Source organism: Microbispora siamensis (assembly GCF_016863095.1).
In the GTDB taxonomy this organism is placed as follows: Bacteria; Actinomycetota; Actinomycetes; order Streptosporangiales; family Streptosporangiaceae; genus Microbispora; species Microbispora siamensis.
Genome location: NZ_BOOF01000001.1, coordinates 115037 through 139737 on the forward strand (window position 1 = coordinate 115037; position 24701 = coordinate 139737).

Sequence of the window (24701 nt, forward strand, 5' to 3'; positions counted from 1 at the left end):
CTCGAAGCGTAGCAGCGGATCGAACCGATCGGTACCATCTAGGTATGCCGGTTCCCAAGGGCTCGACGATCGATCCGGAGCGCACCCGCGCCGCCATCCTGGAGGCGGCCACCGCCGTGCTGTACGAACGCGGGCTCGACGGCGTCGGCGTCGCCGAGCTGTGCGCCCTCATCGGGGTGTCGAAGGAGACGCTCTATCGGCACTTCGGCACCAAGGACGGGCTCGTGGAGGCCATGCTCCGGGCCCGCAGCGAACGCGTGACCCGCTGGCTGGCCGAGGCCTCCGCGGCGGCCGGGGACGACCCCCGCGACCAGCTCGCCGCGGTGTTCGACGCGCTGCGAGAGTGGTACCAGGACCCGGTCTTCCGCGGCTGCGCGATGCTGAACGCGGCGGCTCAACATCACGTCGAGCCCGTGCGCGCCATCACCGCGCGCCACCTCGACCGCTACCTCGACCTGCTGACCGGCATCGCCGAGCGCGCCGGAGCCGCCGATCCGCCCCTCCTGGGACGCCAGTTGCTCATGCTGGTCGAGGGCGCCACCGTCGTCGCCGCGCACCACGGCACGGCCGGCACGGGCGAGCAGGCCCGCCAGGCGGCGCTCGCCCTGCTGTCGGCCGCCTCCCGCGACGGCGGCGGAGACTGAGCCGCCCGGACTACGGCGTTCGCGACGTGCCGGCCGAGGGCCGGCCGGGGTTACTTCTTCTTGCGCTTCTCGCGGATCTTCATTGTCACCTCGATCGGGGAGCCCGCGAAGCCGAACTCCTCGCGGATGCGGCGCTCGAGGAACCGGCGGTAGGTCTCCTCCAGGAACGCCGAGGTGAACAGCACGAACTTCGGCGGCTCCGTGGACGCCTGGGTGGCGAACAGGATCTTGGGCTGCCGGCCCCCGCGCACCGGCGGCGGGGTGGCCTGCACCAGCTCGGTGAGGAACTGGTTGAGCCGGGCCGTCGGCACCCGCGTGCCCCACGACTCCAGGGCCCGTTCGATCGCCGGGGCCAGCTTCTCGACGTGGCGGCCGGTCTTCGCCGAGATGTTCACCCGCAGCGCCCAGGGCGTGCGGACGAGCTGCCGGTCGATCTCCTTCTCCAGGTAGTACCGCCGGTCCTCGTCGACCAGGTCCCACTTGTTGAACGCGACCACCATCGCCCGGCCCGACTCGATGACCAGGCCGATGATCCGCAGGTCCTGCTCGGTCAGCACCTCGGAGGCGTCGATCAGCACGACCGCGACCTCCGCCCGCTCCAGCGCGGCCCGCGTGCGCATCGCCGCGTAGAAGTCCGCGCCCTTCAGCTCGCGGTCCCGCCGCCGGATGCCGGCCGTGTCGATGAACCGGTACGTCGTGCCGCCCAGCTCGATCAGCTCGTCCACCGGGTCGCGGGTGGTGCCGGCCATCGGGTCGACGAGCACCCGCTCCTCACCGGCGAGCTTGTTGAGCAGCGACGACTTGCCCACGTTGGGCTTGCCCAGCAGCGCGATCCGGCGCGGGCCCCGCCGCTCGCCGAACGTCTGCGGCGGCGTCTCGGGCAGCGCGTCGAGCACCACGTCGAGCAGGTCGCCGCTGGCGCGGCCGTGCAGGGCCGAGACCGGGTGCGGCTCGCCCAGGCCGAGCGACCACAGCCCGGTCGCCTCCAGCTCCATCTGCTGGTTGTCGACCTTGTTGGCGGCCAGCACGACCGGCTTGCCCGAGCGGCGCAGGACCGCGCCGACGGCCTCGTCGGAGTCGGTGACCCCGACACTGGCGTCCACCACGAAGAGGATCACGTCGGCCAGCTCGGCCGCGATCTGCGCCTGCTCGGCGATGCGCAGGGCCATCCCGGTCGCGTCGGGGTCCCAGCCGCCGGTGTCCACCAGCGTGAACCGACGGCCCCGCCAGGTCGCCTCGTAGGTGACCCGGTCGCGGGTCACGCCCGGCACGTCCTCCACGACCGCCTCACGACGGCCGATGATGCGGTTGACCAGCGTCGACTTGCCGACGTTGGGGCGCCCCACCACGGCGACGACCGGCAGCGGGCCCGAGTCGGGCTCCCGCTCCGCCTCCTCGGCGGAAAGCTCGGCGAGCTCGGCCTCGATCCAGCCGCCCTCGTCCTCGTCGTACTCCCCCGTCACGTCCATACCCTGCCTCATCGGCTGCTCTTCCCGTTCTCCCCGGCCTCCCGTGAGGCCTCCCGGCGGACCGCTTCCGGGGCCGGGCTCGTACGTACGTCGCACCGCGTGGCCCACCCCCTTCTCTGCAGACACGGCGCGGCAGACGCGGCGCTGGAGGCGGTCAGGCGGGGCGTGCGGGCGTCAGACCCGCTCCTTGACGAGCCGGAGCACCTCGGCGATCACCTCGTCCAGGTCCAGCGGCGTCGTGTCCAGTTCCACCGCGTCCGCGGCCATCGCCAGCGGATCGGCCTTGCGCGTCGAGTCGAGGGTGTCGCGCCGGGCCATCGCGGCCCGCTGCGCCTCCACGGTCGTCCCGTCCAGTTCGGCCGTACGGCGCAGGGCGCGCGCCTCGGCGCTCGCCGTGAGGTAGATCTTGACGGGCGCGTCCGGCGCGACCACGGTGCCGATGTCGCGGCCCTCGACCACGATCCCCCCGCCGGGAAGGGACTCGGCGATGATCTCCCGCTGCAGGGCCACAAGCCGGCGGCGCACCTCGGGCACGGCGCTGATGGCCGACACCGCGCCGGTCACCTCGGGGCCGCGGATCGGCCCGTTGACGTCGACGCCGTCCACGGTGACGCCCGGCGCGTCGGGGTCGGTGCTCATCACCAGTGCGGGCTCGGCGGACCTCGCGGCGATCTCGGCGGCGTCCTCCAGGTTCACGCCCCGCTGGAGCATCCACCAGGTGACCGCGCGGTACATGGCGCCCGTGTCGAGGTATCGCAGGCCCAGCGCCCGCGCGACGCCCTTCGAGGCACTCGACTTGCCCGATCCCGAGGGACCGTCCATGGCGACGACCAGACCCGACACCGGCTCTCCTTCTCCCCTTCGAATCGTCGTCCCCGAGGCTACCGGGATACCGCCAGAAAGCATGCATCGGCGGCGGGACAGGACCTCCCGCGCGACGGCTCTCAGGCGGTCTCCTCGGCGGTCCCGCCCAGCACCCGGGCCGCCCGCGCCTCCTGGGCCAGGCGGCGCAGGGAGGCGAGCACAGGGTCGCCGAGAGCCGTCCAGATCACGATCGCCTCGGCCATGGCGTGCAGGTCGCCGCGCCGGCTGATCGCCCGCACCTCCGTGTCCGCCAGGCTCTCGGCGGTCTCGGCGTAGGTCTCCAGCAGGTCCAGGTAGTCGTCCTGACCGAGGCGGCGCAGGGTCGCCAGCGCGTCCGCCAGCGTCCGCCTGGCCGGGTTGCCCGGCTTGACCTGCCAGCCCCGCCGGGCGATCAGGTCGTCGACCTGCGCGGCGGCCTCGTCCCAGGCGTCGTCCTCGGTGTGTTCCCTGGGTGGGGTCAGCGCGTACTGCGCCTTGCCGAGCACGTCGAACTCGGAGATGCCGGAGGAGAAGATCAGCGTGAGCGCCTGACGGGCCGAGGCCACCGGCAGCCCGCCGACCTCGACCAGCGCCCGGGCCAGCCGCAGCCGCCTGACGTGCTCCTCGCCGTACCGCGCCTGGTTGGGGCCGGTCCGCTCTCCCGGCGGGACCAGCCCCTCCCGCATGTAGTACTTGATGGTGGGGATAGGGACCCCGGTCCGCCTGCTCAGCTCCGCGATCCGCATGTCCCTCTCCCTCGCCGCACCCTCCCAGGATAGGCCCGGGGCTTGCTCACCCCCGCAGTTATGGATAGCGTCGCTATCGATTAATTATGGATAGCGACACTCTCTACTATCTGAATGGGGGAAGCGCATGTTCGGCGCTCTCGGCCGCTTCGCGGTCCGTCGCCGTCGCCTGATCCTGCTGGGCGCGCTGCTGTTCACCGTGGCCGCGGGCGTGTGGGGCATCGGCGTCTTCGGCCGCCTCGGCGGCGGCGCGGGCTTCGACGACCCCGGCAGCCCGTCCTCGCACGCCGACCGTCTGCTCGCCGGACCGCTGGGCCGCCACACGGCCGACGTCGTCGTGCTGTACGAAAGCGACCGCCTCACCGTGGACGACCCCGCCTTCGCCGGACCCGTACGCCGGGCCCTCGACGCGCTCCCCCGCCAGGACGTCGTACGACTGGAGTCGTACTGGTCGACCGGCTCACCCGGCTTCGTGTCGGAGGACCGGCACGCGACGTACGTCACCGTGCAGTTCCGCTCCCCCGACGACCAGGAGCGCGTACGGGCCCTGCGCGGCATCCGGGACAGGTTCGACGTCGAGGGCCTGACCGTGCGGTTCGGCGGGATCACGGCCATGACCGACCAGGTCAACAGCATGATCGGGCGTGACATCGGCCTGGCCGAGGCGATCTCGGTTCCGATCCTGCTGATCCTGCTGGCGGTGGTCTTCCGCAGCCTCCTGGCGGCCGCGCTTCCCCTGGCCGTCGGCGTGGTCGCCGCGCTCGGCACGATGGCGGTCCTGCGCCTGGTCACGCTGGTCGCCGACGTCTCGACGTTCGCCATCCAGGTCGTCACGGTGCTCGGCCTCGGCCTGGCGATCGACTACGCGCTGCTCGCGGTCACCCGGTTCAGGGAGGAGCTCGGCAGGGGCGCGTCCGTCGAGACGGCGGTGGAGCGGACGACGGCTACGGCGGGCCGGACGATCGCGTTCTCCGGCGCGGTCGTGGCGCTGTCGTTCGCGGGGCTCGCGGTGTTCCCGTCGCGGTTCCTGCTGTCGATGGCGTACGCGGGCGCCGCCACGGTCGTCCTGGCCGTGCTGACCTCCCTCACCGTGCTCCCCGCGCTGCTGGCGGTGATGGGACGGCGGGCCGGCCGCGCCCGGCCCGCCGCCTCCGGCGAGCGGTGGCATCGACTGGCCCACGCCGTCATGCGGCGGCCCCTCGCGAGCGCGCTCGCCGCCGTCGCGGTGCTCCTGGCGCTCGGCCTGCCGTTCCTCGGTGTGAACTGGGCCAGGCCCGGCGACTGGGTGCTGCCCGCGGGCGCCGACGCGCGCGCCGTGACCCGGGAACTGGCCGAGCGTTTCACCGCCGACCCCGCCAAGGTCGTGACGGCCGTCGTCGAGTCGCCCCGCGCCCTGGACCGGGCCGCACTGGACGGCTACGCCGCCCGTCTGGACGCCGTGCCCGGTGTGGAGGGCGCGTCCGTCACCGGAACCTCCGGCCCTCTCGCCAGGATCACCCTCGGCTACGCGATGGACCCCATGTCTCGCGAGGCCGTGCGGATGGTCGAGGACCTGCGGGCCGTGCCGCCGCCGGCCGGGGCCGTCACGTCGTTCACCGGGATGCCCGCCTCGCGGGTGGACATCGTGGACATGGTCGTCTCCCGCCTGCCGTGGATGGTGCTGTTCGTGGCCGTGGTGTCGATCGCCCTGATGTTCCTGGCGTTCGGCTCGGTGATCCTGCCGGTCAAGTCGGTGCTGCTGAACCTGTTGTCGCTGTCGGCGTCCTTCGGCGCCATCAAGCTGATCTTCCAGGACGGCCGCCTGGCCGGGCTGCTCGGCTTCGAGCCGGTCGGAGCCGTCGACGTGAACTTCCCCGTGCTGATCGTCGCGATCGCCTTCGGGCTGGCGATGGACTACGAGATGTTCCTCCTGTCGCGCGTACGCGAGGAGCGCGAGCGCGGGGCCGATCCCGCGGAGGCGATGGCGCGCGGCCTGGCCCGGACGGCCGGGGTCGTCACCAGCGCCGCCCTCCTCGTCGCCGTGTCCGTCGCCGGTTTCGCCTTCTCCAGCGTGACGATCATGAAGATGGTCGGCGTCGGCCTGGTGATCGCGGTCGCCGTGGACGCGACGATCGTGCGCTGCCTGCTGGTGCCGGCTACCATGCGGCTGCTCGGGGAACGCGCCTGGTGGGCGCCCTCAGGACTCCAGATCCGCCGGCAGCAACTGCTCGGTGAGCAGGCGCCGTACGCGGACGGTGCGGTCGGGGTGGTCGAGCCAAGAGTTCAGCAGCCGCCATCCGTGGTAGTAGCCGAGCGTGTAGATCCCCATCCCCGCCGTGCGCAGTGAGCCCAGCACCGCCGCGGCCTCGGCGTCGGAGAGCAGGGCCCAGCGCGACAGGTAGCCCGCGACCTCGTGGTCCGGCCGCCCCTCGGCGACCAGGAACGCCGCGTTGGCCCAGACGCCGAACAACGCGGTGCGGGCCCGGTGGATGGCGGCGAAATCGCTGCCGTCGGGGTCGATTCCCTCCTCGGCCAGGACGTTGGCGGTCAGCCATGCCTGGGCCTCGTCGTCCTCGAAGACGATGTCCTGCGCGTGCAGCCCGAGCCCTTCGCTGATCACGAACGACGGCCCGAGCATGAACCTCACCCACTGGTCGAGCCGGCCCTGCTCCTCGATCAGCACCAGCTCCTTGAGCATGGACTCGGCGATGTGCCCGGGATGGCCCTCGTGCGCCACCACGTACAGCAGGTCGGCCAGGTTGAAGGGCAGATCGGCGTTGATGAAGATCGTCGAGCGCAGTCCGCCCGCGTAGTGACCGGCCGCCAGGTAATGCGCGCCGTGCTGCAGCCGGCACTCCACCACCTCGTCGTCCGGCAGCGGCACCAGCGCGCTCGTACGCCGGCGCGTCTCGGCAACGGCCCGTTCCACGAGGGCGGGCAGCCGGCCGAGCCGTTCCACCGGCAGGGTGTGGGCCGCCTGCCAGGCCCGCAGCCGCTCGGCCAGCGAGCCGGGCCCTCCTCCGGCAGGGGGCAGGGCCCGGTCGAGCTGGGCGTGCGCCTCCTCGAACACCTCCAGCGGCAGCCAGGGCACCTCGACACCCAGGCACCGGCGGGCGTACTCCGGCAGTGGCAGTTCCTCCCCGCCGAGGCGCCGGGCGACCGCGCGCAGCGCCCGCACCTGCGCCGTCAGATACCGGACCCGTCCGGGTTCGAACGGCGGCCGGTCCAGCAGGGCCTCGGCGTCGTCGGCCAGCCGTCCCGGTGGAGGCGGATCCTCCCGTTCGACCTGTTCGCTCCACTCCTGCGGCCCGCGGTAGACGAGCATGGTCGCCCCGCCGTCACCGGTCACCTGCCTGTTGACGCGCAGTGCCAGCAACGCGTACGCGCGCAGCCACTCCTGGGGGGTCATACGACATCTCTCCCTTCCATGACACGACCGCGGTGCCGAAGCTAGCTGTACGGTTGGCCGTACGTCGTACGGAAGGAGGAGCGGATGTCCCGGCAGCGACCGCCCGCCGTCTGGTTCACTGAGGAACAGCCGCGCAAGCCCCGGCTGTCCCGCGAACGCATCGCGCGGGCCGCCGTCGCCCTGCTCGACGCCGAGGGAGTGACGGGCTTTTCCATGCGCCGCCTCGCCGCCCGGCTCGACGCGGGGGTGATGTCGGCCTACGAGTACGTCCGCGGCAAGGAGGACGTGCTCGACCTGGCCATGGACCAGGTCTTCGCGGAGATCGAACTCGACGACACCGGCATCACGCCCTGGCGCCAGGTCCTGACCCGGCAGCTCCACCAGAGTCGCCAGGTGATGAAACGCCACTCCTGGCTGCCGTCGCTGATGGCGGTCCGTCCCCTGCTGGGCCCGCACTTCCTCGCCCGCTCCGAGCTGTTCTACGCCACGCTCGCGCGGGCCGGGCTGCGCGGCCCCGAGTTGCTCGCCGCCGTCGGCACTCTGACGTACTACGTCCAGGGGTACACCGCGGCGGAGATCACCTGGCGCGGCTCGGTCCGCGACTCCGCCGAGGAGACCGAACTACGCCGTCAGGCCCAGGAGTACCTCGACCAGCGGGCGGAGCTGTATCCCACCCTGACCCGGCACGCCCAGCTCGCCGACGACGACTTCGACGGCCAGTTCCAGCGAGGGCTGGATCTCATCCTCGACGGCATCCAGGCCCGGCTCGGGCACGAGGCGCAGGACCGCTGATCCTCCGCGTGTCGACCTCCGCCTGTTGACCTTGCGCGTGTTGACCTTTCCCCTGGGTGAAGCCCCAGCATCGTCGGCACCGGCCGTGGCGGCCGGGACGAGGAGGAGTGGTGCGGGAGCTGCTGACCATCGGGACGTTCGCCCGGGCCGCCCGGCTGTCGCCCAAGGCGCTGCGGCTGTACGACGAGCTCGGGCTGCTGCGGCCGGCCGCCGTGGACGGCGAGTCGGGATACCGCTACTACGACCCGGCCCAGCTGGAGCGGGCCCGCCTGATCGCCGGGTTGCGGCGGCTCGGCATGCCGCTGGCACGCGTCCGGCAGGTGTGCGACCTGCCCGCGCCGGACGCGGCCGAGGAGGTGGCCGCCTACTGGCGGCACGTCACGGCCGAGACCGAGGCCCGCGGCCGGCTCGCCGCCTTCCTCGTCGACCACCTTTCGGGAAGGGGCAGCGCCGTGAAGGACACCACGACCACGCTGGGGATCCGCTACGCCGCCCGGTCGGAGCCCGGGCCGGTGCGGACGAGCAACGAGGACGTCGCGTACGCCGGCGAGCGGTTGCTCGCGGTGGCCGACGGGATGCGCGGCCCGGGCGGCGACCGCGCCGCAGCGGCGGCCGTCGACGCGCTCACGCGCCTGCGGACCCTGCCCGCGCCCCCCGAGGACCTGCTCGGCGCGCTCGCCGACGCCGTCGGCGACGCGGAGCGGGCGATCCGGGACATCGCCGCCTCGACACCGTCGGGGGAGGCGGTCACCACGCTGACCGCGCTCGTGTGGTCCGGGTCGCGGCTGGCGCTGGTGCACATCGGCGACAGCCGGGCGTACCTGTTCCGCGACGGGGGGCTGTTCCAGATCACCCACGACCACTCGTACGTGCAGTCGTTGATCGACGAGGGGCGGCTCACCCCGGAGGAGGCCGTCTCCCACCCGCGGCGCCCGCTCCTGGTGCGCGCGCTGACCGGCGCCGGGTCCTGCCTGCCCGACCTGTCGATGCACGAGGCCGTCCCCGGTGACCGTTACCTGCTCTGCTCGGACGGGCTGCCGGGTGTCGTGCCGGCCGGCGTGCTGCGCGAGACGCTCGCCGGTCCCGGCGGTCCGCGGCAGGTCGTCGACGAGCTGATCGACCTGGCGTACGCCGCCGGCGCCCCCGACAACGTCGCCTGTGTGGTCGCCGATGTGGTGGCCGACGCTCCGGCTGACCCGGTGGCGGCGCAGGGATCCGCGGCCACCGGCGACGACGAGGCCACGCGATGAGTGCCGCGACGGCGCGGCCGCCCCGTTCTTCCACCTGTTCCTCCAGGCCGGCCTCCGCCCGGTCCTTCGCCGTCGACTGCCGGCCGCTGGCCGTCCCGGCGTTCCGGCGGATGTGGGCCGCCTCGGTGGTCTGTGCCGTGGGCGGGTCCTTCAGCGTGGTCGCGGTGCCGACGCAGCTGTTCACGGTCACCGGCTCGTCGGCGGCCGTGGGAGCCGCCGCTGGGGTGTCGCTCGCCGCACTGATCGTGGCGGCGGTGTGGAGCGGCGCCCTCGCCGACGTCATGGACCGGCGGACGATGCTGCTGGCCGCTCATCTCGGCCTGGCCCTGACGTACGCGGCGCTGTGGATCCAGGCGGTCCTGGGCGGCCGCTCCGTCCCCGTCCTGCTGGTGGCGGTGGCCTTCCAGGGGCTGACCTATGGGACGGTCATGACGACGACGGGGGCCACCGTGCCCAGCCTCGTCCCGGCCGAGTTGCTGCCGGCGGCCAACAGCCTGAGCTCGCTGGTCCGCTACGGCGGGTCGATCCTGGGGCCGGTGCTCGCCGGGATGCTGGCCCCGGTCATCGGGCTCGGCACGCTGTACCTGTTCGATGCCGTCGCACTGCTCGCCGTGGTGTGGGCCGTCGCCATGCTGCCGCCGCTGCCGCTGCCTCCCGCGGCGGGCGTGACGGACGCGGGCGGCGGCCGGGTCTCCTCGGCGGCCCGCCGGATGCCGGCCGGGTTTCGCCACCTGGCGGCCGACCGGCTGCTGGTGGCGGTGCTGGCCGTGGACCTCGCGGCCATGGTCTTCGGCATGCCGTCGGCGCTGTTCCCCGAGCTGGCCCGCCACGCCTTCGACGACACGGCCGGGGGCGGCCCGGAGACGGGGCTGCTCTACGCGGCCTACCCCGCAGGGGTCTTCGCGGCCGGGCTGCTGTCGGGCACGTTCACCCGCGCCCGGCGCCACGGCGTCCTCGTGGCGGGTGCCGCCATCGCGTGGGGGATCGCCGTCGTGCTCGCCGGCCTGGCCGCCGAGCTGTGGATCGCGCTGGGGGCGCTCGCGCTCGGCGGCGCGGTCAACTTCGTGCTGAGCACCTTCCGCACCACGATCACGCAGGCGCGCACCGGCGACGCCGTACGCGGGCGTGTCCAGGGCGCGCTCACCGTCGTGCTGGTCGGAGGGCCGCAGATCGCGAACCTGCTGCATGGTGTTGCCGGCGCGGCGTACGGCCCGCGCATCGTGGTCTGCGCGGGCGGGCTGCTCACCGTGGCCGCCGTGACGGGGATCGCCTGGGCGATCCCCGACCTGCGCCGCTACACCGCTCCCGCTCTCGCCACGGAACCGGCGGTCACCCCGATGCCACCGGCCGCACCGGGAGACCGGATCAGCCCGGCACCTGCCAGCCGCGCTCGCGCAGGCCGTCGGTGAGCACTCCCGCCGCCTCCGGCTGGACGTACAGCTCGGCCGCGCCGAGCTCCAGCCCGGTGGCGTGTTCCAGGCGGATGTCCTCGATGTTGACGCCCGTCTCTCCCGCGGCCTGGACCAGGCGGGCCAGCTCGCCGGGACGGTCGCCGATGAGCACCTGGACCACCGCGTACGTCCGCGCCGGGCCGCCGTGCTTGCCGGGAATCCTGCCGGTCCCCCGCACGCCGCGCGACAGGAGATCGGTGACCTGCTCCATCGCCGCGCCGTCGCCCGCCAGCGCGCGCAGCGACCGGGCGGCGGCGCTCAGGTCGGCCACGAGCGCCTCCAGCACCTCGGCGACGGGCAGCGCGTTGCCCTCGAGGATGCCGGTCCACAGCGCGGGGTCGCTGGCAGCGATGCGGGTCACGTCGCGCACGCCCTGCCCCGACAGCCCGAGCGCCGTCTCCGACGCCTCCGCCAGCCGGGCCGCCACCGCGGCGGCCGTCACGTGCGGGGCGTGGGAGACCACCGCGACGGCACGGTCGTGCTCGTCCGCGTCCACCCGGACGGCGTTGCCGCCGCACAGCGAGATCAGCCGCTCCACCGCGGCCACCGCCCGCGGGGACGCCTCGTCCGTGGGGCAATACGCCCACGGACGGCCGAGGAACAGGTCCGCGCGGGCCGCCGCCGGGCCCGACCGCTCCCGGCCCGCGAGCGGGTGCCCCGCGATGTACGCCGACAGGTCGCAGCCGAGCTGGGCGGCCTGGGCCAGCGGGAGCGCCTTCACGCTCGCCACGTCGGTGTAGAAGCGGGCGCTGTCGCGCTTTTGCAGGTCGAGCAGTTGCTGGGCGACGAACTGGGGCGGCACGGCGATGACCGCGAGATCCACCCGCTGCTCGCCGGTCCAGTCCTCCCCCGCGCCCAGCTCACGCGCCAGCCGTACGGCTCCCGCGTCCCGGTCGGCCAGGAAGACCCGCACGTCCCGCTGCCGCAGCGCCAGTGCGATCGACGTGCCGATGAGGCCCGTCCCGACAACGACCACACTGCCGATCTCGGCGTCCTCGATGGGAGTCATCGTGCTCTTCCTGCCGTCGCCGTCCCCGGGTGCGCTGTCCCGCGACGGATGTCTCGTGGGGTGGATGGTGATGGTTCGCCGGCCGTGCCGCCCCGGCGTGGTCCTTCCGGGCGTCGCCTACTGGGCGATGTCCACGCGCAGCGCCACGGCACCGCGCAGGTACACGTGCTGGATCTCCTGCCGGGGACGGTCGGTCTGCACGTGGGCCATCAGCCGCACCACGCGCGGAAGCGCGCCCGGCACGTCGATCTCGGTCGCGCACAGCAGGGGCACGTCGTGGAACCCGAGCTTGCGCGCGGCCAGCGCGGGGAACTCTGCGGTGAGGTCGGGCGTGCACGTGAAGATCACGCTGATGACGTCGTCGGTCGTGAGGTTGTTGCGCCCCATCACCTCGGTCACCAGCTCGGTCGTCCCGGCGAGTATCGCGTCACGATCGTTGCCGTCGACCTGGACGGCTCCGCGAATCGCCCGCACCATGTCGTTCCCCTCTCGCTGGGCCGGGCCTGGTCTCCTCGCGGAGACGAGCCCGGCCCATCTACGTGGCTTTCAGCAATATGCCCGGCTTGCGGCTTTCGTTCGCCGCGCGGAAAGGCTACAGGCCGACCGCCGCGTACAGCTCACCGATCTCCTGCACGGTGAGCGCCCGTACGGTTCCCGGCTTGAGCCGGCCGAGCTTGACCGGGCCGAACTCGATGCGGGCCAGGTCGATCACCCGGTGCCCGACCGTCTCCAGCAGGCGCCGGACGATGTGCTTGCGGCCCTCGTGCAGGACGACCTCGACCAGCGCCTGCTGGCCGTGCTCCTGCACCACCCGGAACTCGTCCACCTTGGCCAGTCCGTCGTCCAGCTCCACGCCCTTGCGCAGCACCTTGTGCAGGTCGCGCGGGACGGGACCGGGCACCTTGGCCCAGTACTTCTTCTGCACGCCGTAGCTCGGGTGGGTCAGCCGGTGGGCGAGCTCGCCGTCGTTGGTCAGCAGGAGCAGGCCCTCGGTCTCGGTGTCGAGACGCCCCACGTGGAACAGCCGGGGCGCGAGGTCCTGCACGTAGTCGTTCAGGCACGGCCGGCCCTCGGGGTCGTCCATCGTGCTCACCACGCCGATCGGCTTGTTGAGCGCGTAGTAGACGGTGTCCGAAGACGTCGGGATCCGCTTGCCGTCGACCCGGATGACCTGCTTGGCGGGATCGACGCGGGCGCCGAAGCGGCGCACCGTCTGCCCGTCCACCGTCACCCGGCCGTCGCCGATCATCTCCTCGCACGCCCGCCGGCTGGCCACCCCGGCCTGGGCGAGCACCTTCTGCAGCCGCTCACCGCCCGGCACCTCGGTCGTGTCGCGCTCGTCGGTGTAGTCCTCGTCGTAGAAGTCCGGGTCGCGCAGCGGCTGCCTGGACGTCTTGAACGGGTTGCCCGCCGGGCGCGCGCCGGGACCCCTGGAACCTCCCGCGGGCCGCGCCGCGCCGCGCGAGCCCGCGCTCGCTCCGGCGCCGCCGAACCGGCCGCGACCGCCGCCCTGGCGGCCGATCGTCTGCACGTCGTCACGGCTCGCACGGCCCCTGCCACCGCCGCGCGGCGCGCGGAAGTCGCCGCGCTCGCTCCGCTCCTCACGGTCGCCGCGCCGGCTCCGGCCGTCGCGGTCGCCGCGCTCCTCGTCACGGAAGGCCGCCCGCCTCGTCTCCTGGGCCGTCTCGTAACCGCCGTCGCGGTCACGCTGCCGGTCCCGGCCGCCCTCGGGCCTGCCGTACCTGCCGCGCGAGCCGGTCCCCTCGGTACGGAACGAGGGACGGCCGGCGGAGGAGGCGTCCCGGGCACCGCGATCCCGGCCGGAACCGCGATCACGGTCGAAGTCACGCTCGTAGCCGCGGCCGCCGCGGTCGGAGCCACGGTCGGAACCGCGGTCGAAGCCACGGCCGCCGTCGCGGTCGCCGGTACGGCCGCCCTCGGGCCTGCCGTACCTGCCGCGAGAACCGCCCCGCTCCGCGCGGAAGGAGGTCCGGTCGTCGTCGCGATACCGCTCGCCGCCGGAACGCGCGTCACGGCGGCCGGTGTCGCCGTAACGACCCGTGTCACCGTAACGACCGGTGTCGCCGTAACGGCCGCGGGAGCGGTCGTCGCGGGCGTCGCCGGTACGGCGCTCGCCGTACCGGTCGCCGCGCGGGGCCTCCTCGTCGCGGGGCCGCCTGGAGTCCGGCCTGTCGGACCGGAAGTCGGACCGTGAGCCGGACCTGGAGTCGAAACCGTACCCGGACCGGGAACCAGGGACGCGGGAACCGCCGCGCCGGTCGCCCTGGGGGCGGAAGCCGCCGGATCCGCCGCGGGATCCACGCGGGCTCGCGCCCTGCTGACCGGTGCTCCGGCTCCGACCGCGTCCCTCACCGGACGGGGTGCCACGCCTGTTGTTCACTACTTCTGCTCCTCAAGAATTTCCACGTCGTCCGGGAGGAACGGGGCGAGCTCGGGAAGCTCGTCGAGGCTCCGCAGCCCCAGTCTCTCCAGGAAGTAACTCGTCGTCCGGTAGAGCACTGCCTGGCTCTCCGGGTCGGTTCCGGCCTCTTCCACGAGGCCGCGTGCGACCAGCGTCCGCATGACGCCGTCGCTGCTCACGCCGCGCACCGCCGCCACCCGGGCCCGGCTGACCGGCTGCCGGTAGGCGACCACGGCGAGGGTCTCCAGCGCGGCCTGCGTCAGCCGCGCCTGCTGGCCGTCCCTGACGAACCTCTCCACCAGCGCGGCACACTCCGCCCTGGTGTAGAAGCGCCAGCCTCCGGCCACCTCTCGCAGGTCGAAACCCCGTCCGGAGGCCGTGTATTCCTCCGACAGCGCGCGGAGCGCGGCGGCGACCTCCGCCGTCGGGCGTTCGAGCACCTGCGCGAGGGTCACCTCGGCGACCGGCTCGTCCACCACCATCAGGATCGCTTCGAGGGCCGCGGTGAGCGTGGGGCCCTCCACCGGCTCCGCCTCGGACTCCCGGGCCACGGAGGCCGGATCCGGTGATCCGGGGCCTGATGACGCGAGCGCGCCGCCGTCCCGCCCGGTCACATCGCCGGCGGAGCCGGCGAGGTCGTCGCCTGAACCGGGGGTGTCGCTCGCTTCCATCGCTCCTCGCTCGTCCTGCGGGTCACGTCTCCGCCGCCCGGTTCGTTCGCGTCCTCGGTTCGGCGCGGCCTCGACGCGGCCGGGTGGCCCGCCTCACTCGTCCCCTGCGGCCGTCGCCTCGGCGGGCCGCTCCTCGCGCCGGCCCTCGTCGTAGTCGTCGCCCACCGTGACGTCGCCGTCGGCGGTTCCCGTCCAGGTGACGTACAGGTCGCCGAGGGGTTCGACCTGTTCGAAGGAGACCGCGGCCTCCCGGAACAGCTCAAGGACGGCCAGGAAGCGGGCGACGACCTCGAACGTCCCCGCGCAGTCGGCGGTCAGCGCCCGGAAGGTCGCCGTGTGCAGCCGCCTCAGCCGCTCGACAAGAATAGCGGCTTGCTCCCTGACGCTGGCCAGCGGTTGGTAGATGTGCGAGACCGACACCGACGGCGGGGCCTTGGGGGTGAAGGCCCGTGCCGCGATCTTGGCGAGCTGCTCGGGCCCGATGCCGAGCACGAGTTCCGGCAGCAGGTCGGCGAACCGCTTCTCCATCGGCACGGCGCGAGGGAAGCGCAGCGCCTCCTCGGCCATCCGGCCGGAGAAGATCTTCGCGACCTCCTTGTACGCCCGATACTGCAGCAGCCGCGCGAACAGCAGGTCGCGGGCCTCCAGCAGGGCGAGGTCCTCCTCGTCCTCCACCTCTCCGGTGGGCAGCAGCCGGGCCGCCTTGAGATCGAGCAGGGTCGCCGCGACGAGCAGGAAGTGGCTCGTCTGGTCGAGGTCCCACTCCGGGCCCCGCGACCGGATGTACGCGATGAACTCGTCGGTGACCTTGTGCAGGGACACCTCGGTGATGTCCAGCTTGTGCTTGGAGATCAGCCCGAGCAGCAGGTCGAACGGCCCTTCGAAGACGTCCAGGTGCACCTGGAAGCCGCTCGGGGCGCTCTCCTCGGTCCCCTGGTCGGTCTCCTGGCCGGTCGTCACACCTGCCATTGTCCCCTACCGGCCTGATCGCGCGGCACCTACGACGACATCGCTGTCAGACGCGGGCGGGCCACCTGGCCAGCAGCTCACGGGCCAGCTCACGGTAGGCGGTGGCGCCCATCGAGCCGGGGTCGAACTGCGTGATCGGCTCCCCCGCCAGGGTGGCGTCGGGGAAGCGGACCGTCCGGTTGATGACCGTGTGGAACACCTTGTCGCCGAAGCCCTGCATGATCGTCTGCAGCACCTCGCGGGCGTGCAGCGTACGGGGGTCGTACATCGTGGCGAGCAGGCCGTCGATCTCCAGGCTCTTGTTGAGCCGCTCCTGGACCTTGCCGATCGACTCCATGAGCAGCGCGACGCCGCGCAGCGCGAAGAACTCGCACTCCAGCGGGATCATCACGCTGTGCGCGCAGGTCAGCGCGTTGACCGTCAGCAGGCCGAGGGACGGCTGGCAGTCGATCAGGCAGATGTCGTAGTGCGGCAGGAGCGGCTCCAGCGCCCGCTGGAGGGCGTACTCCCTGGCCACCTCGTTGACGAGCCGGATCTCCGCGCCGGACAGGAAGATGTTACTCGGCAGGAGCTGCATGCCCTCGACGGTGGTGTCGAGCAGCACGTCCTCGACCGTGACGTCGGGCTCCTCCATGATCAGGTCGTAGACCGTCGCCTCGAGCGGCCGGGGGTCGATGCCGAGACCGACCGACAGCGCACCCTGCGGGTCGAAGTCGACGAGCAGAACCCGCTGACCGACCTCGGCGAGCGCGGCGCCCAGGTTGATCGTGGTCGTCGTCTTGCCGACGCCGCCCTTCTGGTTCACCATCGCGACGATGCGCGCGGGCCCGTGCGACTCCGGCGGGGTCGGCTCGGGGAACACCGGACGTGGACGGCCGGTAGGCCCGATCGCGCCGGGAGCCCCCACCCACGTCCCCTCTGTGGTCGCAGTCACCTGTTGGTCCTCCCTGACGGCCTTCGAACCTGATCGAATCTAAAGGGTAGGCACGTGGTCGGCAAGGCGGCGCGCCAAAGGCCCGCGAGATGCGCCTTCTAATGCAACGCACGGGGATGCGCCGCCGCGTACACCTCCCGGAGCTTGTCGACCGTCACCAGGGTGTACACCTGCGTGGTGGTCACCGAGGCGTGGCCGAGCAACTCCTGGACAACCCTAACGTCGGCGCCCCCGTCCAGGAGGTGGGTTGCGAACGAATGGCGCAACATGTGCGGCGATACACCGGAAAGTCCGGCTCGTTCCGCCGCCGCCTGCAGCACCTCCCAGGCGCCCTGCCGCGTGAGCCGCCCGCCCCGCGCGTTGAGGAACAGCGCCGGCGTCCCACGGCCGTGCGCCGCCAGCCGGGGCCTCGCCCTGACCAGGTACGCGTCGAGCGCCTGGCGGGCGAAGCGGCCGAGGGGCACGATCCTGGTCCGCCCGCCCTTGCCCCTCAGCCGCACCTGGTCCTGGTCGGGCTCCTCGTCGTGGACCGGACCCGTGGGCACGTCGTCCACCGCCAGCCCGACGGCCTCGGAGATCCGGGCGCCCGTGCCGTACAGGACCTCCAGCAGCGCGCGGTTGCGCAGGGCGAGCGGCGAGTCCTCCGGGCCGCAGGCGGCGATGAGCCGCTCGACCTCCGCGACGGTGATCGCCTTGGGGAGCCGCCGGAGCTGGCGCGGCGGGCGCACCTCGTGCGCGGGGTCGTGGCCGGCCACGCCCTCGCGCAGGGCGAATCGGTGCAGCCCGCGTACGGCCGACACGGCACGGGCGGCCGAGCTGGCGACCAGCGCCGGGTGGTCCTCGTCGCCCTCCCGCAGCGCGGCGAGGAAGGCGACCACGTCCGACTCGGCGACCTGCGCGAACGTCTCGAGCCCGCGCGCCCGGAGATGCTCGACGTATCGGCGCAGGTCACGCCGGTACGAGGCGAGCGTGTTGGCAGACAGCCCCCGCTCCACCGCCAGGTGGGCGAGGTAGCTGGACAGCACCGCCTCGGGCTCGCTCAGGACGTCTCCCTACGGACTCATGCCTCCGGCGCGTCGGCGGGACGAAGGCCCTTGAATCCGTCGGCGGAAGCAGCGTATGCGGCGAGGATACCGGCGACGGCAGGAGAATTGTGGATCATTCCGCTCAGCACCTTGTCGACCGCCGCACCCAGGGGAATCCAGACCGCCGGCATGTCGGTCTCCTCGTGATGGCGCACGTACGTGTTCTCCTCGTCGGGGATCGGCTCCACGTCGCGCGCCAGGAAGACCCGGATCCGCTCGTCCGACATGCCCGGGGAGGTGCGCAGGTCGACCAGCGTGTGCCACGTGCGCGCCCGGTAGGCGGCCTCCTCGGCGAGCTCGCGCGCCGCGCACTCCACCAGCGGCTCGCCGGGCACGTCGCGGATGCCGGCCGGCAGCTCCCACAGCAGGCGCCGCGCCGGATGCCGGTACTGGCGGATCAGCAGCACGCGGTCCTCGTCGTCGAGGGCGAGCACCGCGACCGAGCCGGGGTGGACGACGTAGTCGCGGTCGGCGGTCACCCCGCCGGGCATCTCCACGGTGTCGGTGCGCACCGTGATGATCCGCCCGGCGAAGCGCTCGGCCGAGGCGACGACCTTCCAGGACTCCTCGGCGTCCTCCACCTTCACCGTGTTCTCGGCCGTCACTTGGCCCGCCCCGCCTTCGCCACGTTCTCCCGCCGGCCGGCGTACTCGAGCGCGGCCTGCACCAGCCCCTTGAACAGCGGGTGCGACCGGGTCGGGCGGGAGCGGAACTCGGGGTGGGCCTGCGTGCCGATGAAGAACGGGTGCTGGTCGGTGGCCAGCTCGGCGTACTCGACGAGGCGGCCGTCGGGCGACAGGCCGGAGAACACCATGCCGACCTTCTCCAGCCGCTCCCGGTAGGAGTTGTTCACCTCGTAGCGGTGCCGGTGGCGCTCCTCCACCTTGGCCTTGCCGTACAGGCGGCGGGCCAGCGAGCCCTCCACGAGCCTGGCCGGATAGAGGCCGAGCCGCATGGTGCCGCCCATGTCGCGCTCACCGGCGACGACGTCCTTCTGGTCGGCCATGGTGGAGATGACCGGGTTGATGGTCTCGGGGTCGAACTCGGTGCTGTCGGCGTCCTCGATCCCGGCCAGGTTGCGGGCCGCGTCGATGACCATGCACTGCATGCCGAGGCAGATGCCGAGCAGGGGAACGCGCTGCTCGCGCGCGTGCCGTACGGCGCCGACCTTGCCCTCGATGCCGCGCACGCCGAAGCCGCCGGGGATCAGCACGCCGTCGACGCCGTCCAGCTCACGGGCCGCGCCCTCGGGGGTCTCGCAGTCGTCGCTCTTGACCCAGCGGATGTTGACCCGCGCGTCGTTGGCGAAGCCGCCGGCGCGCAGCGCCTCGGTGACCGACAGGTACGCGTCGGGCAGGTCGATGTACTTGCCGACCAGCGCGATCGTGACCTCCTTGGCCGGGCGGTGGACCCGGCGCAGGAGCTGGTCCCACTCGGTCCAGTCCACGTCGCGGAACGGCAGGCCGAGCCGGCGCACCACGTACGCGTCGAGTCCCTCGGCGTGCAGGACCTTCGGGATGTCGTAGATCGAGGCCGCGTCGACGGCGGAGACCACGGCGTCCTCGTCCACGTCGCACATCAGGCTGATCTTGCGCTTGAGCGAGGTGGTGATCGGCCGGTCAGAACGGCAGACGATCGCGTCGGGCTGGATGCCGATGCTGCGCAGCGCGGCGACCGAGTGCTGCGTGGGCTTGGTCTTCAGCTCCCCGCTCGGGCCGATGTACGGCAGCAGGGAGACGTGCAGGAAGAAGACGTTGTCGCGGCCGACCTCGTGGCGGACCTGCCGGACGGCCTCCAGGAACGGCAGCGACTCGATGTCGCCGACGGTGCCGCCGACCTCGGTGATGACCACGTCGACGTCCGGGCCCGCCATGCCGCGGATGCGGTCCTTGATCTCGTTGGTGATGTGCGGGATGACCTGGACGGTGTCGCCCAGGTACTCGCCGCGCCGCTCCTTGGCGATCACGTTCGAGTAGACCTGGCCGGTGGTGACGTTGGCGGAGCCGTGCAGCTCGGTGTCGAGGAAGCGCTCGTAGTGGCCGATGTCGAGGTCCGTCTCGGCCCCGTCGTCGGTGACGAACACCTCGCCGTGCTGGAAGGGGTTCATCGTGCCGGGGTCGACATTCAGGTAGGGGTCGAGCTTCTGCATGGTGACGCGGAGGCCGCGAAGCTTGAGGAGGCGACCGAGGCTGGAGGCCGTGAGTCCCTTGCCGAGACTGGAGGCGACGCCGCCGGTGACGAACAGATGCTTGGTTTGTGCGGCGCTGCGCAAGAAGAACTCCCGTGGTCGATGTCGATCCGGCCGTCCGGTTTGGACGCCGCGATGCCCACGGGCTCTCAGAATATCAAACGCTGGGCAACAATGGGCTTGCCACGTGCACTAACCCGCCATAGCGGACAAGCCGACCTAACGGTAACTTGTCGCGTTATGTCGTTCGTGAAGCGCGCCGTCGGCCGTCTGGTCCACCGGGGCTGGGCCTACGTGCGGGAGGCGGCGGCGGTGAGCCCGGCCGCACCGGCGGGCTACCGGTTCCGCGCCCTCGGCGAGGGGGCGTGCATCTCCTTCCCCCAAGGCGCGATCTTCGGCGAGCAGTGGATCGAGATCGGCCCGCACACGCTGGTCGGCGAGCGGGTGTCGATTTCCGCAGGCATGGGCCCCGGCGTCGACCTCGGGCCCGACTCGATCGTGCGCATCGGCCGGGGCTGCTCGATCGGCAGGGGCAGCCACATCGTCGGCCACCAGTCCATCGACATCGGGGACGACGTCTTCACCGGGCCCTACGTCTACATCACCGACCAGAACCACGTGTACGACGACCCCGAGACGCCCATCGGGCGGCAGTGGCCGCGCAACAAGCCGGTCTCCATCGGCTCGGGATCCTGGATCGGGACGGGCGCGATCATCCTGCCGGGGACGCGCATCGGCCGCCAGTCGGTTGTCGCCGGCGGCGCCGTGGTGCGCGGGGAGTTCCCGGACCACTCGGTCATCGCCGGCGTCCCCGCCAAGATCGTCCGGCGCCACTCCCCCGACCTCGGCTGGCACAGCCCCTCGGCCGCCCGCCGCACCTCTCCCCTGCCCACCGACCCCCGCACCCGGACCGAGCACGAGTCCCGTACGGCCTGACCGAACGCCGGCAACCTCTCCAGCCTCCCGTGACTACGATGGGTGACTCGATTGTCGTGTCGAGTAATCGCCCGAGGAGAGGAGGACACGGATGACCGCGGCTTTCCCTGACTGGTTCTATCCCGGTCCGCCGGGCGGATGGACCGCCGACATGCTCGACCATCTTCCCCCTGACGCCCCCGCGCACGTCGAGTTGATCGATGGCTCCCTCATCATGAGGTCTCCCCAGACGAACTTTCATATGTTGATGGTCAACCTGCTGGTCGACCGCGACCGCGGCATTCGGCCGCCAAGTCATCTCGCGGTCGCCAGGGAGATGTCCATAACTCTCGGCCTGCGGCAGCGGCCGGAACCCGACGTCCTCGTCGTCAAGAAGGAAGCGCTTTCCGATCTACGGAGAACCTCCTACCGTCCCGAGGAGGTCCACCTCGTCGTCGAAGTGGTGTCTCCCGACTCGGAGGAGCGGGACCGCACGACCAAGCCGATCAAATACTCCGACGCCGGGATCAGATATCTCTGGCGCGTCGAGCTGGAGGACCAGGAGCCGGTCGCGTACACGTTCGAGCTGGAGCCGAGCGTGAAGGCGTACGCGCCGACCGGGATCCACCGCAAGCGCCTCACGACCTACGTCGGCTTCGACGTGGACATCGACCTGGACCTGAGCCCGTTCATCGGCTGATCCACCCTGTCCGGTCAGCCGGGCGGGGCTGCGACCCGGGCGCGGCGGGCCGCCCGGTAGCGCCGCACCCTGCGGATGAGCCGCCAGGCCACGAACGCCAGCACGGCCAGCGCCGCCACCACCAGGACGGGCAGGAAGATCGCGATCAGGCTCATGCCGAGCGAGCCCACGTCCTCGACCGTGCTGACGACCGGCGCGCCCACGCCCGCCGTGGTGGCGTTCACCACCGGCCGCGCCGTGGCCTTGATCACGTGTACGGCGAGGGCGACGGCGATTCCGAGCAGCCAGCCGACCGCCGGGTGCTCGGCCATCCACGCCGAGTTGTCGATCTTCGCCGCGGCCGCCGTGGCGCTGAAGACCACGCCGCCCGACGCGGGCCGCACCACCGTCTGGATCATGTCGTTGACGTGGTCGACCACGGGCACCTTGTCGAGGACGAACTCGGCGACCAGCAGCACGGCGACGATCGCGAGGACCCAGGTGTCGGACAGCCAGGCGTACTCGGTCGGCAGCCGCACGGCGTCGGTGAGCCGCGCGAGCACGCCGACGAGCAGCAACGGGATGTACGCGTTGAGCCCGGCCGCGGTCGACAGTCCGAGTCCGGTGAGCGCCGCGAACATGAGCAACCTCCTCCGGCCGACGGGACGATCCCGCCTTTCCGTCAACGGACGGCCCCGGCGCCGTGTCCCTGGTTACTACCGCGAATCGGGCTCGCGACACCTCACGGCATGAGCCGGGCGCGGCAACCGGGCCGACGGCTCGGTTGGCCGCTCTGCCGGCCGTCCGATCGGTGCCCGGATGCGCCGTCAGCCTGTCGCGGCGGTGAGTCCGTCGATCGCCGCGGGGAGGTCCTCGGCGCGGGCGCCGCGCTTCACCAGCGCGCCAAGGCGCTGCGCCTGCTCTCTGGTGGGGAGGAAGCCGGTCAGCAACGCGGGCAGAAGCAGTCGTCTGGCGAGCACCTCGGGGGCGGAGATGCCCTCGGGCCGCCGGACCACCGAGACGTTCACCCGGATGGCGTGCTCGTTGCCCGGCGGCACCCCGGGCCGGTCGGTCTCCCTGGCGGCGTAACGCATGCCGTGTGCCACGTCGCAGCGCGGGCACCCCGCCCGACGGCCCAGCGGGCCGCCGCAGGACGGGCACCGCCGCAGCGGCTCGCCCACCGCAGGTCGCATGATCACCTCCTGCGGACGCCCCCGCGCGTCGCTCATCGGCCGGTATTGGCGGGCGGCCGGCGCGCGAACCAGGTGTTCCTCCTGGGCTTGACGGCGGTTTCCCGGGGCGCGGCGGTCCGCTCCGCCACGGCTCCCGCCGTTCCCGCCAGCGGCAGCGTCAGAACGAAACGGGCGCCTACCGGCGAGTCCTCGATCCGCAGGGTGCCCTTGTGGGCGCGGGCGATGTCGCGAGAGATGGCGAGGCCGAGTCCGCTGCCGCCGGAATCCCGGCGACGCGCCTCGTCCAGGCGAACAAAACGCTCGAAGACCCGCTCGCGGTCCGCAGGGGCGATGCCCGCCCCGTCGTCGGTAACCGCCACGAGAGCCTGGCCGCCCACGGAGTCGACCGTTACCGTGACGGCGCTGACCGCATGCCGCCGCGCGTTGCTCAAGAGATTGCCGACCACTCGGGCCAGTTGGATCCGGGAGCCGCGGACTCGCACGTCGCCGGCCGCCCGAACGCGCACCGGCACCCCGGGGCCGAGGGCCGACACCTCCTCCGTCACCAGCGCACCGAGCTCTATCGACTCCGGCGCCGCCGCGTCGGCGCCGCGCAGCCTGGTCAGCAGCAACAGGTCGTCGACGATCGCCTCGAGCCGGCCGGTGGCCCGCAAGGCTCCCTGGATGGTGTCGCGCGGGTCGACATCGTCGGGATAGAGGAGAGCCTCCTCCAGTCGTGCCCGCAGGCCGGCGATCGGCGTCCTGAGCTCGTGGGAGGTGGTGGAGGCGAACTGACGCTCCCGCTCGACCGGGCGAAGGGTCCGGCCCACGGCCCACCACGTCATCCAGGCCACCGAAACCAAGATCAGAGCACCGCCCGCGGCGATGACGTACTCCAGATTGTGCGTGGCCAGGAGGGACGGCTGCGCCGTGCCGGCGTAGACGACCGGCGAGTCCGCCGCGGGAGAGACCCGATTGGCCATGAGCATGACACACCGGTCCTGCGCGGAGCACTCCGTGCGCTCTTGAAGGCGATCGTCGGCTGGAGGCCGCAGCGTGCTGAGCGGCCCCATGCCCGCGGCCTGCAGGCTGGAGTCGACGACCCTCCCGCGGGCATCCACGAGCTGGACGAGGGTGATGTCGGTGAATGTGGGGATCGGACGGGGCACGGCGCCGTTGCGCGCCGCCGCGCTCCACCGTGCGGCGACCTGCTCGGCCGAGAAGAAGACGTCGTTCTGGATTCTGTAGCGGATCGCCAGGTCGAGGCCGACGCCTCCCACGACCAGAGCAAACAGCAAGAGCCCTGCCGCGGCGATCGTGGAGCGCGCCTTTATGGAGTGCGGGTTCACATCCGGTTTCCCCTCCCTCGTAGCGGCGGACGGTTTCTGCTTCGGGACGATCAGTTCTGCGCGTACCAGCGCCGGATCGCCTCACCCGCCTGGGGCGCACGACGGTCCGCCGCGGCCCGCACGTCGGCCAGAGTCTGCGCGGCCAGCGCCCGCCGCCACGCCAACTCGGCCTTGCGCATCGCGGTCGAGACCGCGCACGGGGCGCGGAACTGCCACTCCGGCCTCGCCGCCCCGGCCCCGCGCCGTCGGATCTCCGTGCACTGGAACGCCTCGGCAGGTCCTTCGATCGCCGTCACGACGTCCATGACCGTGATCTCCTCCAGGGGCCGGGCCAGCCGGAACCCGCCCCTCACCCCCGGAGTGGATGTCATGATCCCCGCCTTGGCCAGCGCCTGAAGCTGCTTGTTGAGGTATGCGGGCGGCAACTCGAACCCGGCGGCGAGCTTCGCCGTCGAAACCGGCACCTCGTTGCCGAGCCATGCCAGCGTCAGGCAACAGTGCATCGCCCACTCGACGCCCTCGCTCATCCGCATAACCTGGATACTACACATCCAGGATTGGCGCCGGGAACCGTTGTGCCTGGTCAGAAGTGGTGCCGCCGCAGTGCGATCAGCCGTGTGGGAGGGAACCGGGTGAGGGCGTAGCGGCCGACGAGCGCGGCCGGAAGTCCCGGCTCCACGGGCGCGGAGCCCTCGTGAGCGGCGTGAGGACGAGCGCGAGGGCCG

Annotated in this window: 23 protein-coding genes and 1 pseudogene; 7 read left to right on the top strand and 17 right to left on the bottom strand. The window is 72.4% G+C overall.

Annotation, left to right across the window (positions count from 1 at the left end; all coding sequences use genetic code 11):
* The first annotated feature begins 44 nt into the window (after positions 1 to 44).
* Positions 45 to 644: a TetR/AcrR family transcriptional regulator gene (locus tag Msi02_RS00550; RefSeq protein ID WP_204046571.1), complete on the top strand. Its 600-nt coding sequence runs from the start codon at positions 45 to 47 to the stop codon at positions 642 to 644.
* A 50-nt stretch (positions 645 to 694) separates the two neighbouring features.
* Here the strand turns inward: Msi02_RS00550 and der are convergent, their stop codons facing one another.
* From der to Msi02_RS00565, 3 genes are all read right to left on the bottom strand, one after another.
* Positions 695 to 2125, bottom strand: coding sequence for a ribosome biogenesis GTPase Der (der, locus tag Msi02_RS00555; protein ID WP_239107986.1), 1431 nt, complete (start codon positions 2123 to 2125; stop codon positions 695 to 697).
* A gap of 162 nt (positions 2126 to 2287) precedes the next feature.
* Positions 2288 to 2935: a (d)CMP kinase gene (gene cmk, locus Msi02_RS00560; protein ID WP_239108016.1), complete on the bottom strand. Its 648-nt coding sequence runs from the start codon at positions 2933 to 2935 to the stop codon at positions 2288 to 2290.
* Between the two features lie 122 nt (positions 2936 to 3057).
* Positions 3058 to 3702 (bottom strand): MerR family transcriptional regulator, encoded by a 645-nt coding sequence (locus Msi02_RS00565; protein WP_204046573.1) that lies wholly within the window; start codon positions 3700 to 3702, stop codon positions 3058 to 3060.
* A gap of 127 nt (positions 3703 to 3829) precedes the next feature.
* Here Msi02_RS00565 and Msi02_RS00570 point away from each other — a divergent pair.
* A pseudogene (locus Msi02_RS00570) lies at positions 3830 to 5869 on the top strand (MMPL family transporter); the annotation flags it as partial.
* 9 nt (positions 5870 to 5878) lie between these two features.
* Here Msi02_RS00570 and Msi02_RS42885 read toward each other — a convergent pair.
* Complete coding sequence (locus Msi02_RS42885; protein ID WP_239107987.1) at positions 5879 to 7090, bottom strand: DUF885 domain-containing protein; 1212 nt, start codon at positions 7088 to 7090, stop codon at positions 5879 to 5881.
* 84 nt (positions 7091 to 7174) lie between these two features.
* On the opposite strand from Msi02_RS42885, the gene Msi02_RS00575 reads away from it, so the two are divergent.
* From Msi02_RS00575 to Msi02_RS00585, 3 genes are all read left to right on the top strand, one after another.
* Complete coding sequence (locus Msi02_RS00575) at positions 7175 to 7882, top strand: TetR/AcrR family transcriptional regulator (RefSeq protein ID WP_204046575.1); 708 nt, start codon at positions 7175 to 7177, stop codon at positions 7880 to 7882.
* A gap of 110 nt (positions 7883 to 7992) precedes the next feature.
* Positions 7993 to 9132 carry a MerR family transcriptional regulator gene (locus tag Msi02_RS00580; protein ID WP_204046576.1) on the top strand — a complete coding sequence of 380 codons (1140 nt, stop codon included), beginning with the start codon at positions 7993 to 7995 and terminating at the stop codon, positions 9130 to 9132.
* Positions 9129 to 10541: an MFS transporter gene (locus tag Msi02_RS00585; RefSeq protein WP_204046577.1), complete on the top strand. Its 1413-nt coding sequence runs from the start codon at positions 9129 to 9131 to the stop codon at positions 10539 to 10541. Before Msi02_RS00580 ends, Msi02_RS00585 begins: the two co-directional genes overlap by 4 nt.
* Here Msi02_RS00585 and Msi02_RS00590 read toward each other — a convergent pair.
* The 9 genes from Msi02_RS00590 to pyrG all read right to left on the bottom strand — a co-directional run bounded on the left by Msi02_RS00590 (position 10498) and on the right by pyrG (position 19945).
* Positions 10498 to 11592, bottom strand: a complete 1095-nt coding sequence (locus Msi02_RS00590) for a prephenate dehydrogenase (RefSeq protein ID WP_079315793.1) — start codon at positions 11590 to 11592, stop codon at positions 10498 to 10500. The two genes, Msi02_RS00585 and Msi02_RS00590, sit on opposite strands and share 44 nt — an antisense overlap.
* A gap of 117 nt (positions 11593 to 11709) precedes the next feature.
* Complete coding sequence (gene aroH, locus Msi02_RS00595; protein ID WP_204046578.1) at positions 11710 to 12069, bottom strand: chorismate mutase; 360 nt, start codon at positions 12067 to 12069, stop codon at positions 11710 to 11712.
* A gap of 115 nt (positions 12070 to 12184) precedes the next feature.
* The gene (locus Msi02_RS00600; RefSeq protein WP_204046579.1) at positions 12185 to 13993 is read right to left on the bottom strand and encodes a pseudouridine synthase; all 1809 of its coding nucleotides are present in this window, start codon (positions 13991 to 13993) and stop codon (positions 12185 to 12187) included.
* Positions 13993 to 14685, bottom strand: coding sequence for an SMC-Scp complex subunit ScpB (gene scpB, locus Msi02_RS00605; RefSeq protein ID WP_204046580.1), 693 nt, complete (start codon positions 14683 to 14685; stop codon positions 13993 to 13995). The genes Msi02_RS00600 and scpB overlap by 1 nt, the downstream gene beginning before the upstream one ends.
* 93 nt (positions 14686 to 14778) lie before the next feature.
* On the bottom strand, positions 14779 to 15654 hold the full coding sequence (locus Msi02_RS00610; RefSeq protein WP_204046581.1) for a segregation and condensation protein A: 876 nt from the start codon (positions 15652 to 15654) through the stop codon (positions 14779 to 14781).
* A gap of 46 nt (positions 15655 to 15700) precedes the next feature.
* Positions 15701 to 16588 (bottom strand): ParA family protein, encoded by an 888-nt coding sequence (locus tag Msi02_RS00615; protein ID WP_373308207.1) that lies wholly within the window; start codon positions 16586 to 16588, stop codon positions 15701 to 15703.
* Between the two features lie 98 nt (positions 16589 to 16686).
* A complete protein-coding gene (locus Msi02_RS00620; protein ID WP_239107988.1) occupies positions 16687 to 17613 on the bottom strand; it encodes a site-specific tyrosine recombinase XerD in 927 nt (308 codons plus the stop codon).
* 35 nt (positions 17614 to 17648) lie between these two features.
* Entirely contained in the window at positions 17649 to 18278 is a 630-nt protein-coding gene (locus tag Msi02_RS00625) for an NUDIX domain-containing protein (protein ID WP_179155221.1), read from the bottom strand.
* On the bottom strand, positions 18275 to 19945 hold the full coding sequence (gene pyrG / locus Msi02_RS00630; protein WP_079315787.1) for a CTP synthase: 1671 nt from the start codon (positions 19943 to 19945) through the stop codon (positions 18275 to 18277). The genes Msi02_RS00625 and pyrG overlap by 4 nt, the downstream gene beginning before the upstream one ends.
* 156 nt (positions 19946 to 20101) lie before the next feature.
* Between pyrG and Msi02_RS00635 the strand changes: the two genes are divergently transcribed.
* Positions 20102 to 20797: an acyltransferase gene (locus tag Msi02_RS00635; RefSeq protein ID WP_079315786.1), complete on the top strand. Its 696-nt coding sequence runs from the start codon at positions 20102 to 20104 to the stop codon at positions 20795 to 20797.
* Between the two features lie 91 nt (positions 20798 to 20888).
* Complete coding sequence (locus tag Msi02_RS00640) at positions 20889 to 21476, top strand: Uma2 family endonuclease (protein WP_204046582.1); 588 nt, start codon at positions 20889 to 20891, stop codon at positions 21474 to 21476.
* A 14-nt stretch (positions 21477 to 21490) separates the two neighbouring features.
* On the opposite strand, the gene Msi02_RS00645 is transcribed toward Msi02_RS00640, so the two are convergent.
* From Msi02_RS00645 to Msi02_RS00660, 4 genes are all read right to left on the bottom strand, one after another.
* On the bottom strand, positions 21491 to 22096 hold the full coding sequence (locus tag Msi02_RS00645) for a DUF4126 domain-containing protein (RefSeq protein ID WP_204046583.1): 606 nt from the start codon (positions 22094 to 22096) through the stop codon (positions 21491 to 21493).
* A gap of 186 nt (positions 22097 to 22282) precedes the next feature.
* Positions 22283 to 22648, bottom strand: coding sequence for a hypothetical protein (locus Msi02_RS00650; RefSeq protein WP_204046584.1), 366 nt, complete (start codon positions 22646 to 22648; stop codon positions 22283 to 22285).
* Between the two features lie 32 nt (positions 22649 to 22680).
* On the bottom strand, positions 22681 to 23976 hold the full coding sequence (locus Msi02_RS00655; RefSeq protein WP_239107989.1) for a sensor histidine kinase: 1296 nt from the start codon (positions 23974 to 23976) through the stop codon (positions 22681 to 22683).
* A 50-nt stretch (positions 23977 to 24026) separates the two neighbouring features.
* Positions 24027 to 24509, bottom strand: coding sequence for an RrF2 family transcriptional regulator (locus Msi02_RS00660; RefSeq protein ID WP_239107990.1), 483 nt, complete (start codon positions 24507 to 24509; stop codon positions 24027 to 24029).
* Between the last annotated feature and the right edge of the window lie 192 nt (positions 24510 to 24701).